This window comes from Chryseobacterium sp. PTM-20240506, from assembly GCF_048296755.1.
Lineage (GTDB): Bacteria > Bacteroidota > Bacteroidia > Flavobacteriales > Weeksellaceae > Chryseobacterium > Chryseobacterium proteolyticum.
Window position 1 is genome coordinate 3,429,586 of the sequence record NZ_CP182581.1, and the last position, 16,069, is coordinate 3,445,654.

Annotated in this window: 16 protein-coding genes; 9 read left to right on the forward strand and 7 right to left on the reverse strand. The window is 36.3% G+C overall.

Annotation, left to right across the window (positions count from 1 at the left end; all coding sequences use genetic code 11):
• Window positions 1–21: 21 nt before the first annotated feature.
• Together tgt and ACNFU2_RS15290 are read left to right on the forward strand one after the other, a co-directional pair.
• Complete coding sequence (gene tgt / locus ACNFU2_RS15285; protein WP_273650430.1) at window positions 22–1,152, forward strand: tRNA guanosine(34) transglycosylase Tgt; 1,131 nt, start codon at window positions 22–24, stop codon at window positions 1,150–1,152.
• Between the two features lie 9 nt (window positions 1,153–1,161).
• The gene (locus ACNFU2_RS15290) at window positions 1,162–2,274 is read left to right on the forward strand and encodes an LptF/LptG family permease (protein WP_172282189.1); all 1,113 of its coding nucleotides are present in this window, start codon (window positions 1,162–1,164) and stop codon (window positions 2,272–2,274) included.
• On the opposite strand, the gene ACNFU2_RS15295 is transcribed toward ACNFU2_RS15290, so the two are convergent.
• Window positions 2,268–2,981, reverse strand: coding sequence for a biotin--[acetyl-CoA-carboxylase] ligase (locus ACNFU2_RS15295; RefSeq protein ID WP_306613405.1), 714 nt, complete (start codon window positions 2,979–2,981; stop codon window positions 2,268–2,270). The two genes, ACNFU2_RS15290 and ACNFU2_RS15295, sit on opposite strands and share 7 nt — an antisense overlap.
• Window positions 2,982–3,068: 87 nt before the next feature.
• Between ACNFU2_RS15295 and rsfS the strand changes: the two genes are divergently transcribed.
• The 5 genes from rsfS (at window position 3,069) to ACNFU2_RS15320 (ending at window position 7,713) form a co-directional block, all read left to right on the forward strand.
• Window positions 3,069–3,437: a ribosome silencing factor gene (rsfS, locus tag ACNFU2_RS15300; protein ID WP_172282203.1), complete on the forward strand. Its 369-nt coding sequence runs from the start codon at window positions 3,069–3,071 to the stop codon at window positions 3,435–3,437.
• A gap of 15 nt (window positions 3,438–3,452) precedes the next feature.
• The gene (ftsH, locus tag ACNFU2_RS15305) at window positions 3,453–5,441 is read left to right on the forward strand and encodes an ATP-dependent zinc metalloprotease FtsH (protein WP_172282205.1); all 1,989 of its coding nucleotides are present in this window, start codon (window positions 3,453–3,455) and stop codon (window positions 5,439–5,441) included.
• A 135-nt stretch (window positions 5,442–5,576) separates the two neighbouring features.
• Window positions 5,577–6,158 (forward strand): LUD domain-containing protein, encoded by a 582-nt coding sequence (locus ACNFU2_RS15310; protein WP_306613407.1) that lies wholly within the window; start codon window positions 5,577–5,579, stop codon window positions 6,156–6,158.
• Window positions 6,159–6,182: 24 nt separating this feature from the next.
• Window positions 6,183–7,055, forward strand: a complete 873-nt coding sequence (locus ACNFU2_RS15315; RefSeq protein WP_273650433.1) for a phosphatidate cytidylyltransferase — start codon at window positions 6,183–6,185, stop codon at window positions 7,053–7,055.
• Window positions 7,056–7,059: 4 nt separating this feature from the next.
• Window positions 7,060–7,713, forward strand: a complete 654-nt coding sequence (locus ACNFU2_RS15320) for a phosphatidylserine decarboxylase family protein (RefSeq protein WP_172282211.1) — start codon at window positions 7,060–7,062, stop codon at window positions 7,711–7,713.
• A 57-nt stretch (window positions 7,714–7,770) separates the two neighbouring features.
• Here the strand turns inward: ACNFU2_RS15320 and ACNFU2_RS15325 are convergent, their stop codons facing one another.
• The 4 genes from ACNFU2_RS15325 to ACNFU2_RS15340 form a co-directional block, all read right to left on the reverse strand.
• Window positions 7,771–8,121, reverse strand: a complete 351-nt coding sequence (locus tag ACNFU2_RS15325) for a DUF1801 domain-containing protein (RefSeq protein WP_172282213.1) — start codon at window positions 8,119–8,121, stop codon at window positions 7,771–7,773.
• A gap of 22 nt (window positions 8,122–8,143) precedes the next feature.
• Window positions 8,144–9,982, reverse strand: coding sequence for an ABC transporter ATP-binding protein (locus ACNFU2_RS15330; RefSeq protein WP_172282215.1), 1,839 nt, complete (start codon window positions 9,980–9,982; stop codon window positions 8,144–8,146).
• Between the two features lie 52 nt (window positions 9,983–10,034).
• Window positions 10,035–10,958 carry a M28 family peptidase gene (locus ACNFU2_RS15335; protein ID WP_273650434.1) on the reverse strand — a complete coding sequence of 308 codons (924 nt, stop codon included), beginning with the start codon at window positions 10,956–10,958 and terminating at the stop codon, window positions 10,035–10,037.
• 171 nt (window positions 10,959–11,129) lie between these two features.
• Window positions 11,130–11,519 carry a DUF4293 family protein gene (locus ACNFU2_RS15340; protein ID WP_273650435.1) on the reverse strand — a complete coding sequence of 130 codons (390 nt, stop codon included), beginning with the start codon at window positions 11,517–11,519 and terminating at the stop codon, window positions 11,130–11,132.
• A gap of 143 nt (window positions 11,520–11,662) precedes the next feature.
• Here ACNFU2_RS15340 and rho point away from each other — a divergent pair, with 143 nt between their 5' ends.
• Together rho and ACNFU2_RS15350 are read left to right on the forward strand one after the other, a co-directional pair.
• Entirely contained in the window at window positions 11,663–13,474 is a 1,812-nt protein-coding gene (gene rho / locus ACNFU2_RS15345) for a transcription termination factor Rho (RefSeq protein ID WP_273650436.1), read from the forward strand.
• Between the two features lie 176 nt (window positions 13,475–13,650).
• On the forward strand, window positions 13,651–14,247 hold the full coding sequence (locus ACNFU2_RS15350) for a superoxide dismutase (protein WP_418122214.1): 597 nt from the start codon (window positions 13,651–13,653) through the stop codon (window positions 14,245–14,247).
• 57 nt (window positions 14,248–14,304) lie between these two features.
• On the opposite strand, the gene ACNFU2_RS15355 is transcribed toward ACNFU2_RS15350, so the two are convergent.
• Together ACNFU2_RS15355 and ACNFU2_RS15360 are read right to left on the reverse strand one after the other, a co-directional pair.
• Window positions 14,305–14,727, reverse strand: a complete 423-nt coding sequence (locus tag ACNFU2_RS15355; protein WP_273650437.1) for a DUF6146 family protein — start codon at window positions 14,725–14,727, stop codon at window positions 14,305–14,307.
• Window positions 14,728–14,757: 30 nt separating this feature from the next.
• Window positions 14,758–15,945, reverse strand: a complete 1,188-nt coding sequence (locus ACNFU2_RS15360; protein ID WP_418122217.1) for an endonuclease — start codon at window positions 15,943–15,945, stop codon at window positions 14,758–14,760.
• Window positions 15,946–16,069: the final 124 nt, after the last annotated feature.

Here is a 16,069-nt window from a genome sequence, read left to right on the forward strand (position 1 = left end):
ATGAATTAATAAAATATACAAATGAAATTTTTTAATATAGAAAAAACCTCTGAAGGGAAAGCTAGGGCAGGTGAACTTATAACCGATCACGGTAAGGTTCAGACGCCTATATTTATGCCCGTAGGAACTGTTGCGAGTGTAAAAACAGTTCACCAGAGAGAATTAAAAGAAGACATTAAGGCGCAGATCATATTAGGGAATACCTACCATCTTTATTTACGTCCGGGAATGGATGTTATGCAGGAAGCCGGAGGATTACATAAATTCATGAACTGGGATCTTCCTATTCTTACGGATTCCGGAGGTTTTCAGGTTTTTTCGCTTTCAGGAAGCCGAAAGATGTCTGAAGAAGGTGTGAAATTCAAGTCGCATATCGATGGAAGTTATCATCTTTTTACTCCGGAGAAATCTATGGAAATCCAAAGACAGATCGGGGCAGATATTTTTATGGCATTTGATGAATGTACTCCTTATCCATGCGAATATAATCAGGCAAAATTATCAATGGAACTTACGCACCGTTGGTTGAAAAGATGTATTGACTGGACTGAAGAAAACCAGGAGCTCTATGGTTATAAACAGAGATTGTTTCCTATTGTTCAGGGTTCTACTTATTCCGATTTGAGAAAGATATCCGCAGAGGTGATTTCTGAGGCCGGTGCTGAAGGAAACGCAATTGGTGGACTTTCTGTAGGAGAACCTGAAGAAGAAATGTACAGAATTACAGATGAGGTAACAGATATTCTTCCTAAAGAAAAGCCAAGGTATCTTATGGGGGTAGGAACTCCCTGGAATATTTTGGAATCTATCGGCTTAGGTATCGATATGATGGATTGCGTAATGCCAACCAGAAACGCCAGAAATGCCATGCTCTTTACTTGGCAAGGGGTTATGAACCTGAAGAATGAGAAGTGGAAACGTGATTTTTCGCCTTTGGATGAGTTTGGGACAAGTTTTGTAGACAAAGAGTATTCAAAAGCATACGTTCGCCATTTATTTGTTTCTAAAGAATATTTAGGCAAGCAGATTGCATCTATCCACAATCTGGCTTTTTATTTGGATTTGGTAAAAGTTGCAAGGGAGCATATTTTGGCAGGTGATTTCTATGAATGGAAACAATCTGTTATTCCTGTTCTCAGACAAAGATTATAAAAGGAAATTATGTTTACAATTATAGACCGGTATATCATCAAAAAATATCTTGGAACTTTTGGTTTCATGCTTATATTATTGTCTATAGTTGTTTTGGTGATCGATGTTCAGCAGAAAATTCCAAGGATAGAAAATGCAACAGCAATTGATGCAAAATTAAATCTATCTTATTTTCTCGTTCATTTTTACCCGTTCTGGATCATTAATTTGGTCATGACATTCTTGTCTATTCTGGTATTTATATCGGTAATTTATTTTACCTCCAGAATGGCAAATAATACAGAAATTGTTGCTGTGATCAGTAGTGGAGCGAGTTTTCATCGCTTTGCAAAGCCCTATTTAATTACTTCTTTGTTTATTGCGTCTATATCTTTGGTTGTCAATCATTTTGTGCTCCCATGGGCAAATATCAAAAAAAATGAGCTGGAAGCTTATACTTATAATGCAGCCAATAAAGAAAAAGTTTTGGGAACAGCACCGGTAACGGCACAGCTCAGCAGAACAGAATATATTTTTATCAACTCCTGGAACAAGAGGGAGCGAAGGGGTTCCGGTTTTATATTCCAGAAATTTGATAACAACAGAAAGATGCTTTATGAACTGAAAGCTTCTGATGTGTATTGGGACCAGGATAAAAAACAATTTGTTCTCAATAATTATACTGAGAAAAATGTTAATAAAGATGATTCTGAAAAGCTGAAAAACGGAACTGAACTAAGGAAAAGCTATGGGCATGCACCTGAAGAACTTTTCCCTAATGAGCTTTTGGGGCAGAATAAAACCACTCCGGAGCTTTTAAAGTTTATCCAAAGGGAGAAAGAAAAAGGAAACAGTAACCTGAATACCCATTTAAATGAGTTGTACCAAAGGACTTCCATGCCTGTTTCTATTGTTATCCTGACATTTCTGGCTCTTTCACTTTCCTCACAAAAGAAGAGGGGAGGTTTGGGAATTAACCTGGCGATAGGTATTTCTCTTGCGTTTATCTTTGTATTCTCATTTGAGGCTTTAAAAGTAGTTTCCGAAAATAAGAGCATGTCTCCGGCTCTGGCCATGTGGTTTCCCAACCTTATTTTCTTTCCGATTGCATTATATCTTTATCTGAAAAGAGCAAATCAGTAAAGAAGTTTAATCTCTTTATGGTAAAAAGAACGAAGGCCTTCTTCCAGTTCAATCCAGATTTCTCCCTTTTCGTCGCAAAACTTTATAATGCCATTTTGTCTCTTTTTATCGATTTCAAAAACAGAGATCTCATCTTTACGGAATAAAAGATCATTGAATCGTTTCAGGATTTCTCCATCAGTCGGAATATTGCTCAGTTTTTCAATCAGGAAATCATGAAGACTTACAGTAAATTCTTCAAGGCGGAATCTCTTACCTGTAAGAACAGAAAGCGAGCTTGCGTTCGAAATTTCATCAAAATTCTCCTGTAGAACATTGAATCCTGCGCCAATGATGAAATAATTTTTTTGATTAATTTTTTTCTTTTCAATCAATATTCCAACTATTTTCTTACTTTTAAGAATAATATCATTAGGCCATTTTATCTTTACATCACATTCAGTCATATTGGCAAGGAAATCCCTGATAATAATTGCGGTATAATAATTGAACATAAAATCCGAAAGCGTGAAATGATGAGTGCTCACAGCTAATGTGTAAGCTACATTCTTTTCAGCAGTGGAAGACCATGTATTTCCATATTGCCCGCGACCTTTGGTTTGATTAAATGTATGTAAAGCAATAAAATCTGAATTTTCGTAAAGTAAAAACTTTGAAATTTCGTCATTAGTAGAAGGGCACTCTTTTAGATAGAACAGTTGGGCCATTTAAGAAAACTTTAAGACTTTAAAAGGGTAAAAGTAAGGTTAAAGTAAAGAAAAAACAATAAATTTGCAGATTATAGTATTTTTTTAATGAATAAGACAGTAGAAAAGCAAGAATTAATAGATAAAATCGTTGAAGCTATCCAGGATGTAAAAGGAGAAGACATTATGATCTTTGATCTTTCCAACATCGAAAACTCAGTAGCAGAAACGTTTGTAATATGCAGTGGAAACTCTAATACACAGGTTTCTGCATTGGCGGGGAGTGTAGAGAAGAAAGTTAGAAACGAACTTCATGACAGACCTTGGCACGTAGAAGGAACGGATAATGCAATGTGGGTTTTGGTAGACTATGTAACAGTGGTCGTTCACATATTCCAAAAGCAGGTGCGTGAGTACTATGATATTGAGGAATTGTGGGGTGATGCGAAAATCACCAAAATTGAAAATGAAATTTAATTTTAAAAAGTATAAATGAACAATAAAGGATTTAACTGGTTTTTTCCAATTGCGATCATAGCTCTTTTGTTATTTTTTGGATCCAACTTTTTAGGAGACAACAGCGCAAAAGCTATTGATGAAGACGGTTTCTTCAGAGAAATGCAATCGGGAAAAGTTCAGAATATTATTATATATAAAGACACTGAAAAGGCTGATGTATTTTTAACTCAGGCTGCTAAAACAGCAATGGTGAATAAAAACACCAAAGAAAACAATCCTTTGTCAGCATTCGATATGGCTCCTAAAGCTGATTACACAGTGAAATACGGAGATCTTCAGCTTTTCCTTCAAAAATTTGATCAGATAAAAGCAGAAAATGCGGCTATTAAAACAACTAAAGATTATGGAGCGGGTAAAAATCCTTTCATGGATATTTTATTCTCTGCATTGATATGGATTGCTATTTTAGGATTATTTTACTTCCTTCTTTTCAGAAAGATGGGTGGAGGTGGAGGTCCTGGAGGACAAATCTTCTCTATCGGTAAATCTAAGGCAAAACTTTTTGACGAAAAAGAAAGAATTCAGGTAACATTTAAAGATGTAGCAGGATTAGAGGGAGCAAAAGAAGAGGTACAAGAAGTTGTAGATTTTCTTAAAAACTCTGAAAAATATACAAAACTGGGTGGTAAAATTCCAAAAGGAGTTCTTTTGGTAGGTCCTCCGGGAACTGGTAAAACATTATTGGCGAAAGCAGTAGCCGGAGAAGCAAAAGTACCTTTCTTTTCGCTTTCGGGTTCAGACTTTGTTGAAATGTTTGTAGGAGTTGGGGCGTCAAGAGTAAGAGACCTTTTTGCTCAGGCGAAAGCTAAATCTCCTGCCATTATCTTTATTGATGAGATCGATGCTATTGGACGTGCGAGAGGAAAAAATAATTTCTCAGGAGGAAATGACGAAAGAGAAAATACCCTCAATCAACTTCTTACAGAAATGGACGGCTTCGGGACTGATACCAATGTTATTGTAATGGCTGCTACCAACAGGGCTGATATTTTAGATAAAGCCTTAATGAGGGCAGGGCGTTTTGACCGTTCAATCTTTGTAGACCTTCCGGAATTACACGAAAGAAGACAGATTTTTGATGTTCACTTAAAGAAAATCAAACTGGATGATAATGTGGACAGAGAGTTTTTAGCAAAACAGACTCCTGGTTTCAGTGGAGCCGATATTGCCAATGTTTGTAACGAGGCAGCACTGATTGCAGCAAGAAATAACCATACTTCGGTAACAAAACAGGATTTCCTTGATGCGGTAGACAGAATTATTGGTGGTCTTGAGAAGAAAAATAAAGCAATAAAACCTTCTGAAAAGAAAAGAGTTGCTTATCATGAAGCCGGTCACGCAACCATTTCATGGTTGGTAGAACACGCTTCTCCACTTTTAAAGGTAACGATCGTTCCAAGAGGACGTTCCCTGGGAGCAGCATGGTATCTTCCGGAAGAAAGGCAGCTTACTACTACTGAGCAGATGCTGGATGAAATGTGTGCAACTCTGGGAGGTAGAGCAGCAGAGCAAGTAATATTCAATAATATTTCTACCGGTGCATTATCTGACCTTGAAACAGTAACGAAAAGAGCTCAGGCTATGGTTACAATCTACGGATTGAGTCCAAATATCGGTAACATTTCGTACTATGATAGCTCAGGACAGTCGGAATACAATTTTGGAAAACCTTACTCTGAGGAAACTGCGAATAAGATTGACGTAGAGATCAAATCGATTATCGAAAATCAATATGCACGTGCAGTACAGATCCTTACAGAAAACAAAGATAAGCTGGATGCGCTGGCTGGTAAGCTTCTGGAAAAAGAGGTAATCTTCCGTGAGGATTTAGAAGAAATATTCGGTAAAAGAGCCTGGGATCCTGAATTGACGGAAAGACCGGTAACGAATACAATTCCTCTAATCAAGGATAAAGAAGAAGAAAGTGAAATTCAGGCTCCGGAAAGCCCGACTCAACTTTAAAATTCTTAAAAAATAAAAGAAATAAAACCTGGTAATTTCAAAATTGCCAGGTTTTTTCATATTTAAACGTACATTTTTGGAATCTATTATAATTTATTTTCTATTTTTGTATAAAGTTGACTAAAAAACATTAAGTTGAGTTTATTTAAAAAAATTGTAAGCAAACTAACTAACCAACCCGAGGAAGATGACAACCAAAGTTTGGAAAAGCTAGGGGATTCGCTGAAAAATGCAGATCTCGATTATAAGTTTGCGCAATTATTTACGCATTCGGGGGGATTTTTTAATTATTGTGCAGATGAAGCGGAGGCTCTACAAACTTTGAATCAAATCATTAAAATAGAGGGCATTCACAATATATTTTGTTGGGATAAGGAACTGCAGAATTTTTTGAATGTTGTAAAAACTCCCTTTACTTCAGAGCTGGAACATTCCAACGATGCTGCATTTATAACCTGTGAATATCTTATTGCTTACGACGGAAGAATTATGCTGTCTCACAATAACATTCTCCATTATCATTCGTCGAGACTACCCAGTAAGATTATTATCATGGCTAACGTATCTCAGATCGTTAATAACCTGAATGATGCCATGGGAAAAATAAAGCGTAATGGGAATATTAAAAACCTGACTTCAATCAGCGGAAGCCAGTCAAAATTAGATACATCCTCTAATTCCAATACAAAACTGTTTTTATTGCTGCTTGAAGATTAAGCATCAATTTCTAAATTATACATTTTGGACAAAAATCTCATTCAAAGAACCATTTCAGGGATTGTGTACGTTGCGGTTATTATCCTTTGTGCAACTCCACTCGGAGCCCAACTGATCAATACCATATCTCCGGACCTCGTTAAACAGCAATACCTGTACTACGGTTTAATAACATTTTTAATGCTGGTGGGTTCATGGGAGTGTGTGAAGATCATGAAGTTTGGAAAAGGATATGAAAAGTGGGTTGTTTTTCCCGTTATTGCGGTTATCTTTTACATGTTTTCCAAAAGATACTTCTATCATGATTTCTTTTTTGATTTCAGGCTAAGCGAAATATTGGCATTATCATTAATAGGGATAGCTGTAGTTACTCTATTTAAGTATCCTACAGAATTATACTACGATAGCGGGAAACTGATTTTTACGGTCATTTATGTTGCACTGCCTTTTAGCTTTGCTCTGGGACTTCCAAAATATTCTAATTTTGATAATTCGTTTTCTTTAGAAGTGTTGTTCCTGTTTATTCTGATCTGGAGCAGTGATACATTTGCCTATCTTACGGGAAAATTTTTTGGAAAACATAAAATGGCACCCAAGATATCTCCTAAAAAAACCTGGGAAGGTTATGCGGGAGGTGTTATTCTCACATTAGTATTGTCTTACTTTATTGAAAAATATCAACACGATCTGCGTGGAAACTGGATCGTTGTAGGTTTTCTCGTCGCTTCATTTGCTCCGCTTGGGGATCTGGTAGAAAGCCAGCTTAAAAGAAGTTTTGGCGTTAAGGACAGCGGAAACATTATTCCGGGGCACGGAGGTGTATTAGATAGACTGGATAGTTTTATAATCTGCGTTCCTGTTGTATATTTGTACTTTATTTTAGAAAAATTTATTTAAACTCATGAAATTACATAGAGAATCGAAAGGAACGATCACTGTAGCAACCATCCTTTTCATCATTATTGGTGTTGCAGCAATTTATTTTCTTAAAATGTGGTCGCTTTTGATCATTATGCCTTTATTGGTTGTGTACAGCCTTATATTTTGGTTTTTCAGAGTTCCCAACCGGGAAATTCTTGATCATAAAGAGAATGTGATTGCACCGGTAGATGGGAAAGTGGTTATGATTAAAGAAGTTGAAGAAACGGAATTTTTGAAAGGGAAGGCAATACAGGTTTCTATCTTCATGTCACCCCTGAATGTGCATATTTGCAGATATCCCGTTTCCGGAGAGGTGATCTATAAAAAATACCATCCTGGAAAATATTTGGTAGCATGGCACGAAAAGTCTTCTACTGAAAATGAAAGAACAACTGTGGCGATAGAAAGTTTAACGAATCACAAAGTTGTTTTCAGGCAGATTGCGGGTTATGTAGCCAGAAGGATTGTTTTCTATTGTAATGAAGGAGATCAGGCAAAAGCAGGGCACGAATTTGGATTTATAAAATTCGGTTCAAGAATGGATGTTTTCTTACCATTGGACACGGAGATTATTTGTAAAATCGGAGATATCACAAAAGGAGGGTTGGATATCATTGCTAAAATGAAAGAGTAATTTCAATCAGAAAAATATAAAAGCAGTTTCAGGAGAAGCTGCTTTTTTTGTTTAAGGTTAAACCTTAATAAATTTTTTCACCTCGTTTACAAGCTCTAAAATAAGCTGTATGGGTAAATCCTTATCCATGTCAATTAAAAGGATTTTAAACTTCTTTCTGCCTTCCTGGAGCAATTCCGGAGCATTCAGTCTGTCTCCATGATAAAAGCTTACATAATGTTTCTTATATTTTTTGCTGTAATACAAATAGCAAAGCATCTTCTTTTTGTATTTAAAAAAGGGCAATCCAAAGCTTAGTGTCTCTGTTATGTTATCCGGATCAGATTCCAGGATCTTTTTCCGCAAAAACAAAAGAGTACTTCTATCAGGTTCTTCAATTCTGTAGAAATACTCTTGTATGGGGTTCATTTTAAATTTAATTTAAAAAGGTTTAATCAAAATTCTGGAGTTCAACCAATTTGTGGTAAACACCTCTTTTCGCGATCAGGTCGTGGTGGCTTCCCTGTTCTACGATATCCCCTTTTTCCATCACTACGATCCAGTCTGCTTTTTGTATTGTCGAAAGCCTGTGGGCAATAACCAAAGAGGTCCTGTTTTCCATCATTTTCTCGAGAGCATCCTGTACAAACTTTTCAGATTCTGTATCTAATGCTGAAGTTGCTTCATCAAGGATCATAATCGGTGGGTTCTTAAGAACTGCTCTTGCAATAGAAACCCTTTGTTTCTGCCCTCCGGATAATTTACCACCATCATCTCCGATATTGGTGTCATAACCTTTTGGAAGCTGTGTAATAAAAGTATCTGCATTGGCCACTTTAGCAGCTGCGATAACCTCTTCTTTGGTAGCATCAGGTTTACCCATTAAGATGTTGTTATAAACAGAATCATTGAAAAGAACGGATTCCTGGGTTACCATTCCTAATAGCTTTCTGTACTCCTGTAGCTTCAGGTGTTTGATATCAACATTGTCAATTAAAATTTCACCTTCGGAAACATCATAGAAACGGGCAAGCAGGTTGGCTATTGTTGTCTTCCCGCTTCCGCTCTGGCCAACTAACGCTACTGTTTTTCCCTTTGGAATCGTTAAATTAAAGTTTTTAAGAATTACATTATCCTTATCATAATAGAATCCGATATTCCTGAATTCAATATTGTTTTCAAGTGTTGTAATAGAAACCGGTGCCGCAATTTCTTCGATTTTAACATCTGCATCCAGAATTTCCAATACCCTTTTCAGAGAAGCTTCTCCCTTCTGAACATTGGAAATCGAAGTAGATAAACTTTTTGCCGGAGGTAAAATCTGGAAAAACATCCCTAAAAATACAAGGAAATCTGCAGGGGAAATACTTTGATCAACGATGATTTGCTTTCCTCCATACCAAGCAATGATCAAAAATGTAATAGAGCCCAGGAATTCACTCATTGGCGAAGCCAATTCTTTTTTTCGTCCTAAACTTATAGAGCTGGAAATCCATTTGTGCATCGATTGCATAAATCGGTTATCCATTATTTTTTCAGCATTAAAGATTTTAATAACCTTTGATGATTTAAGGGTCTCATCCACGATAGAGAATATATTTCCTAATTCATGCTGAGCCTCATGAGAGTCTTTTTTAAGGCTTTTTCCGATTAAAGCGATCATCGTTCCCATTACCGGTAAAATAAGTAGTGAAAAAAGTGTCATTTCAGGGCTTAAAAAGAAAAGGGTGATCAAAGTACTGATCAGCATAAACGGTGCATTGATCAGGTCAATTAAACTACCTAAGATATTACCTTCCACTTCACCGACATCATTGGACATACGGGACATCAGATCACCTTTTCTGCTTTCGGTAAAGAATGACACAGGCAATGAAAGTATTTTGCGGTACATCGCACCACGGAGATCCTTGGTAACTCCCACCCGGTAATTAATTAAAAGAAAAGATCCGAAATAACGGAACGCATTTCTTAAGAGAAACATAAAAGCAGTGACAACGCAAAGCCATGCAAGTACTTTTAGCGAACCATACTCAGTAACAAGGCTTTGTACATAATAATTGGAATAGTCTTTTATGTAGGAAAAGAAATCAATAACATCTCCTGAATACACAGGTGCAGATTCATATTTCTGCGGTTTTATTGTTCCGAAAAGCATTCCCAGGACCGGAAGGATAGTTCCTAAGGAAGCTATCTGAAACACAGAATACAGGATATTGAAAAACAAACTTCCGTATATGTATTTCTGGTGAGGCCGTGCGAATTTTAATATTTTTTTATATTCGTTCATTAATGAAAAATTGGAAAGGCAAAATTAGGTATTTTTAAAAGAGTAGACGATCTTAATTGAATTTTACTTTATCGTTATATTTTGGTGTAAAATTCTTTGGTCCTAATTTCTCAAAAGTTTTCCCAAGGTTATTGATGATTTGGGTCAGGTTATTGAAATCTACAACGGATACATCGTCGCTTTCATTGTGATAATGTGTTGCTTTGGTCATGTCAACTGTAGAGAACGAGTGTGCAATGATTTTCTTTTTAACAAAGCTTACGTTATCGGATCTGTAGAATAACTGTTGTGTGGCATATGGATCAGGATATATTTTCAAGCCGTTTGCTGCATGTTGATTAAACAATTCATCAAGATCAGAAAATTCATCACCTGTCATGAAGAGGGCATTTTTCCCGAATTGTGATTCCGTAGCTACCATTTCAAAATTAAAGAGAGCAGACATGTTATTATAAATAGGATCAAGATCCTTGTTAGTTGAAATCGCCCTTGAACCTAACATTCCTTTCTCTTCTCCGTTAAAAGCAATAAATGCCATTGAAAATTCAGGAGTTTTATTTTTGAAATAATCTGCGATTCCTACAAGAGTGGTAATTCCGCTTGCATCGTCGTCTGCCCCATTGTAGATGTTATCACCACTTTTTTTACTGGTGCCGATATGATCGAAATGTCCTGAAAAGCCTAAATACTTGTCGCTTTTTCCTTTTTTGATACCACAAACGTTATAAGCGGTTTTCCCTTTATAATCAAAAGGGACAAGGTAAGAGTTCCCGGTGCAGTATTCTAAGTTGTTTTCTTTAAAAAGTTTGGCAATATATTGGGCGGCATTGTCGTTTTCCGGGGTCCCAATTTCCCGGCCCTTCATTTCATCAGATGCCAGTGTGGAAAGAACAGTTGTTACTGTACTTTTCTGAACTTCCTGGGCAAAGGTAATTACTGAGAAAAACGAGAATGCGAGATAAGTTAATTTTTTCATTGGAGTCCTGTTATATAAGTATGTGTCGTTGAAACATAGAAAATGTTGCATTGATTTTAAAAAAATATGGAGAGGTAAGAAGGAAATACAGAAATTGAAAACTTAATCTTGGTCTAAAAGAAAAAAACAGCTTCAAAAGAAGCTGTTCTTACTCAAAAAATCGTTGTAAGGTTATCGAAGTCTGTCTACAGATTTTACGAGCCTCTCATCTTTACGGATATATATGTTTGCAATAAACAAACAGATAATCGCGATTAATGGAAAAACAGGCTCAATACCCTTCTCAGGAAATTGAATTCCTCCGGATAAATTTAGTAGCCAATAAGCCAATACACCAATCAACAAAGCGTTTATAATGATGCTGATTGTATTCAGCAAAATTTGTCTTTTTCTGTTTTTAAAGCTGAATACACTTAGTAATCCAACTAAAACAAGTACAATACATGCACTGTCTACTACAGGAATGTTACCAAAAACAGCAACATCTTGTCCTGTGATGAAAAGAAAAACAGCAGCTAAAACTGCCAGAAAAATCCATATAGTTTGTATTCTTTGTAGCATTGAATATTAAATTCTTGGCAAAAATAACATAAATTTTGCACAATTCAAAAATAAGTGTAGATTTGCATTATACAATGTACTTGAAAACAAAAGTCACCGGACTTACTTTTCTTACTCACAATTAATTACATTTTTACATACATATGTTTAACATTGAAACGTTAAGGTCAAAATCCGTAACGGAATTGACTAAAATCTTAAAGGATTTAGGCGTTAAGGTTGCAAGAAACAGCTCTGAAAACGATAAAATTTTTGCTGTTCTTGATTTTCAAGCTTCTAACCCTAAAGTTACAAAAGATTATTTCAACACCACAGAGAACAGTATGAATACTGAAGACAAAACGGTGGAAAAAGAAACTAAAGCTCCTGCCAAGAAAGCCGCCCCAAAGAGGACGGCAAAACCTAAAACGGAGGCAAAGGTTCCAACGCCATCAGAGACAGCAACAAAGGTTGAAGAAAAAACAGAAGAAAAAGAAACTGTCACTGAAACTCCAAAGCAGGAAGAAGTTACTTCAACTACAGAAGAAAATACTGCTTCACAGCAGCCACAAGCAAAGAAAAAAAGGAAAAGAGTTACTCCAAATACCAATACCACTGAAGCTTCTGCTCAGGAAAGGACGGAAGTACAAAAAAACACAGATACTCAGGAATCTGCTCCGGCAGAAGAAAAGCAAAGTAATCCCCAAGCTCAGGCCAGACCTCAGAAAGGCCAGAACCATCCACAAAACGGTGGAAACTCTCACAAAAATCAGAACCAGAACCAAAATAACCATAATCAGAATCAAAACAGACATTCTGATAAGCAGGAAGAGCAACACGAATCTAAAAAAGAATTCCATTTTGATGGAATGGTAAGTATAGAAGGTGTGTTAGAAATTTTACCTGATAATTATGGGTTTTTACGTTCTTCAGATTTTAGTTATATTTCTTCTCCGGATGATGTATATGTATCTACTGCACAGATCAGAAATTTCGGATTAAAAACCGGAGATACAGTAAAAGGTATCGTAAGGCTTCCAAAAGAAGGTGAGAAATACTTTTCCTTATTAAAACCTACGGAGGTGAATGGCCGTGATCTGGCATTTATCAAAGATCGGGTAGCATTTGAATACCTTACACCTCTTTTCCCGGAAGAAAAATTTAACCTTACAGGAAACAATTCAACCATTTCTACGAGAATCGTAGATCTGTTTGCTCCAATCGGAAAGGGGCAAAGAGCAATGATCGTTGCGCAGCCTAAAACAGGTAAGACCATGTTGCTTAAGGACATTGCGAATTCTATCGCAGCTAATCATCCTGAAGTTTATATGATGGTTCTTCTTATCGATGAACGTCCTGAGGAAGTTACAGATATGGAAAGAAGTGTAAATGCAGAGGTAATTGCTTCTACATTTGATGAAGCAGCAGAAAAGCACGTTAAGGTTGCTAATCTTGTATTGGCAAAGGCTCAGAGAATGGTTGAGTGCGGCCATGATGTTGTTATTTTATTAGATTCCATTACCAGATTGGCAAGAGCATACAATACGGTAACGCCGGCTTCTGGAAAGGTTCTTTCCGGAGGGGTTGATGCTAATGCTTTGCATAAGCCGAAGAGATTCTTCGGAGCAGCCAGAAAAATTGAAGGCGGTGGTTCCCTGACAATTATCGCTACAGCATTGATTGACACAGGTTCTAAAATGGACGAGGTTATCTTTGAAGAATTCAAAGGTACAGGTAATATGGAGCTTCAGTTGGATAGAAAAATTGCCAACAGAAGAATTTATCCTGCTATTGACCTTGTTTCTTCCAGTACAAGACGGGACGATCTTCTTCTGGATGAAGTAACTTCTCAGAGAATGTGGATCTTTAGAAAATATCTTTCTGAAATGAATCCTGTGGAAGCCATGGAATTTGTTAATAAAAATATCAAAGGAACTCTTAATAACGAAGAATTCCTGATGTCTATGAATAGATAGATTAATTTAATATTGTTAAATAAAAAGCACAGGTTTTCATAATCTGTGCTTTTTACTTTTAAACAGGATGTGGAATATAATATATCAATGTTAAAGATTTATTAAAATAATACGCTATTTTTGATAATCGGTCAATTATTGGCTAACTTTGAAATATAACATTAAAAAATAAAATTATGTCATTTGAATTACCAAAACTAGGATACGCGTACGATGCATTAGAACCAACTATTGATGCGAAAACAATGGAAATTCACTATACAAAGCATCACCAGGCTTATATAGATAATTTGAATAAAGCAATCGAGGGTACGGACCTGGCTGGAAAAACAATAGAAGAAATCTGCAAAACAGGAACAGATAAGCCTGCAGTAAGAAATAACGGAGGAGGACACTTTAACCATTCTTTATTCTGGGAAATTTTAACTCCGGGAGGAGGCAAAGAACCTGTAGGAAATGTAAAGGCTGCTATTGAAAACTATGGTGGTTTTGATAAATTTAAAACAGATTTCTCTGAGGCTGCTAAAACAAGATTTGGTTCAGGATGGGCATGGCTGATTAAAAATGCAGACGGTTCAGTTTCCGTATCTTCTACTCCTAATCAGGACAATCCATTAATGCCTGTGGCAGATGTTAAGGGAACTCCGGTTTTAGGATTAGACGTTTGGGAACATGCTTATTACCTAAACTATCAAAACAGAAGACCTGACTACGTTACAGCGTTTTTCGATGTATTAAACTGGGATAAAGTAGAGGAATTATTCAACAAATAGTTTATCGTTTCCAATAAAAATAAAAAAAAGGATCAGAAATTTCTGATCCTTTTTTTATTAATATCTTGTGACATCACTACCGCTCAAACCGTTCATTCGTAAACCGTATTTCCAATTGACGTAAGCGAAAACCTGGTAAAGTTTGTATTCAAACTTTAATCCGTAATTTTCTTTTGGATCATAGCTGATCGACGATTCGATTACATTCCTATATCTTCCTGTATTATAATAGGAATTCCATTCACTGACCAGAATTATATTTCTTGATTTTAAGTAAGACTCTGTGTATTGGTTCATCGGTTTTGCAACCGCATTTAAAAAATAATCATATTGAGTATCCAATACAGTGATATCCCACTCTCCATCGTCATTTTTGGCCGGTTTTATCTCAGATTTCTCTTTGTCCGATTTAGGTTTGTCCTGAGACAAACAGCTAAAAGGCAGACAAAACATGCATACTATTAAAATCAGATTTTTCATACTTATAAAGTTACGCAAAAAGTACTTTAGTTAGGGTTCCTTCTGAAGAATGACAAATGCTGGAAAATGGTCGCTATATCCTCCGGTAAACTGATCCCCATTCCAGGACCTGAAAGGATAACCTTTATAGTTTCCTTCTTTATTGACGAGATATGCGGGAGCATAAATTTCAGCCCTGTAAACAGAGTACTCTTTTGTTACCTGATCGGAAATAAGGTTTTTGGAGACAATGATCTGATCGAATAGGTTAGGTGCATCCTGATACGCCAGAGAAGCAACTCCTTTTTTGTATAGAGGATACATCAGATTCAGATAGGGGGTGTTGTCATTAAGATCTTTTGAATTGTCTACAGCTTTTAAGTGATTCTTTAAACTGGAACTTACCGGGTCGTCATTAAAATCTCCCATTGCAAATAGCTTAGTAGAAGGATCTGCTGCCCGTACACTGTCCATTTGTTGTTTCAGAAGTACTGCTGCGGCATTTCTCTTAGGTAATGAGACCGCTTCTCCTCCTCTTCGGGAAGGCCAGTGATTCATAAAGAAAGCTACTTTTTCATTGTCTAAAAAACCTGTTACCACCAGGATGTCTCTTGTATATTCTCTTTTTCCGGTCTCATTGAAAATTTTTAATTCCTTTTTTAAAGAGTTCGTAACCGTAAATCTTCTCTTCTGATAGATCAATGCAACATCAATTCCCCTGTAATCGTAAGAATTATAATGAATGATCCCATAATCATATTTAGCTAAAGCGGGTTCTTTGATAAGGTCCTGAATTACCTGCCTGTTTTCCACTTCTATAAGACCAACAACTGCGGGAGCTGTTTTTGTATACTGAGACCCAAGCTCAGAAATGACCTTTGCTTCATTGGCAAGTTTGGTTTTATAAACTTTAGTATTATAGTTTTTAGAGCTTTTGGGGGTGAATTCTTCATATCCGCTTTGATATCTCACTGTTTTTTTCCCTTTTAACAAGCCATCACTCCATGTACCATCATACTTTTCAGCCTCCAGGAATCTGATTGAATCTAATGGGATACTCCGATGAAATGCAGGATTGTTTATTGCTTTAGTGCCATCAATATAATCAGCTGAAGGTATAGTATCAAATAAATTTTCCACATTCAAAAAACCTACTGCCGCTACCTTTCTTAGCTGGCCTTGCTGGGCAAAGGTAAACATTGAAAAAAGGAACATAAAAAGGCTTAAATTTTTTCTCATTTTGCGTCAAGATTAATAAGTAGACAATTGATTTATAACTCATTTCATCTTTAAATATAAGTAAATTTAAAATAATTGAACGGAGCGTTTAGCCGGATGCATTACAAAGCCGTAATATTAAGAT

Excerpts from the sequence above, each read along its gene's own strand:
- tgt (WP_273650430.1), top strand. The coding sequence starts at position 22 with ATGAAATTTTTTAATATAGAAAAAACCTCTGAAGGGAAAGCTAGGGCA.
- ACNFU2_RS15290 (WP_172282189.1), top strand. The coding sequence starts at position 1,162 with ATGTTTACAATTATAGACCGGTATATCATCAAAAAATATCTTGGAACT.
- ACNFU2_RS15295 (WP_306613405.1), bottom strand. The coding sequence starts at position 2,981 with ATGGCCCAACTGTTCTATCTAAAAGAGTGCCCTTCTACTAATGACGAA.
- rsfS (WP_172282203.1), top strand. The coding sequence starts at position 3,069 with ATGAATAAGACAGTAGAAAAGCAAGAATTAATAGATAAAATCGTTGAA.
- ftsH (WP_172282205.1), top strand. The coding sequence starts at position 3,453 with ATGAACAATAAAGGATTTAACTGGTTTTTTCCAATTGCGATCATAGCT.
- ACNFU2_RS15320 (WP_172282211.1), top strand. The coding sequence starts at position 7,060 with ATGAAATTACATAGAGAATCGAAAGGAACGATCACTGTAGCAACCATC.
- ACNFU2_RS15325 (WP_172282213.1), bottom strand. The coding sequence starts at position 8,121 with ATGAACCCCATACAAGAGTATTTCTACAGAATTGAAGAACCTGATAGA.
- ACNFU2_RS15330 (WP_172282215.1), bottom strand. The coding sequence starts at position 9,982 with ATGAACGAATATAAAAAAATATTAAAATTCGCACGGCCTCACCAGAAA.
- ACNFU2_RS15335 (WP_273650434.1), bottom strand. The coding sequence starts at position 10,958 with ATGAAAAAATTAACTTATCTCGCATTCTCGTTTTTCTCAGTAATTACC.
- ACNFU2_RS15340 (WP_273650435.1), bottom strand. The coding sequence starts at position 11,519 with ATGCTACAAAGAATACAAACTATATGGATTTTTCTGGCAGTTTTAGCT.
- rho (WP_273650436.1), top strand. The coding sequence starts at position 11,663 with ATGTTTAACATTGAAACGTTAAGGTCAAAATCCGTAACGGAATTGACT.
- ACNFU2_RS15350 (WP_418122214.1), top strand. The coding sequence starts at position 13,651 with ATGTCATTTGAATTACCAAAACTAGGATACGCGTACGATGCATTAGAA.
- ACNFU2_RS15355 (WP_273650437.1), bottom strand. The coding sequence starts at position 14,727 with ATGAAAAATCTGATTTTAATAGTATGCATGTTTTGTCTGCCTTTTAGC.
- ACNFU2_RS15360 (WP_418122217.1), bottom strand. The coding sequence starts at position 15,945 with ATGAGAAAAAATTTAAGCCTTTTTATGTTCCTTTTTTCAATGTTTACC.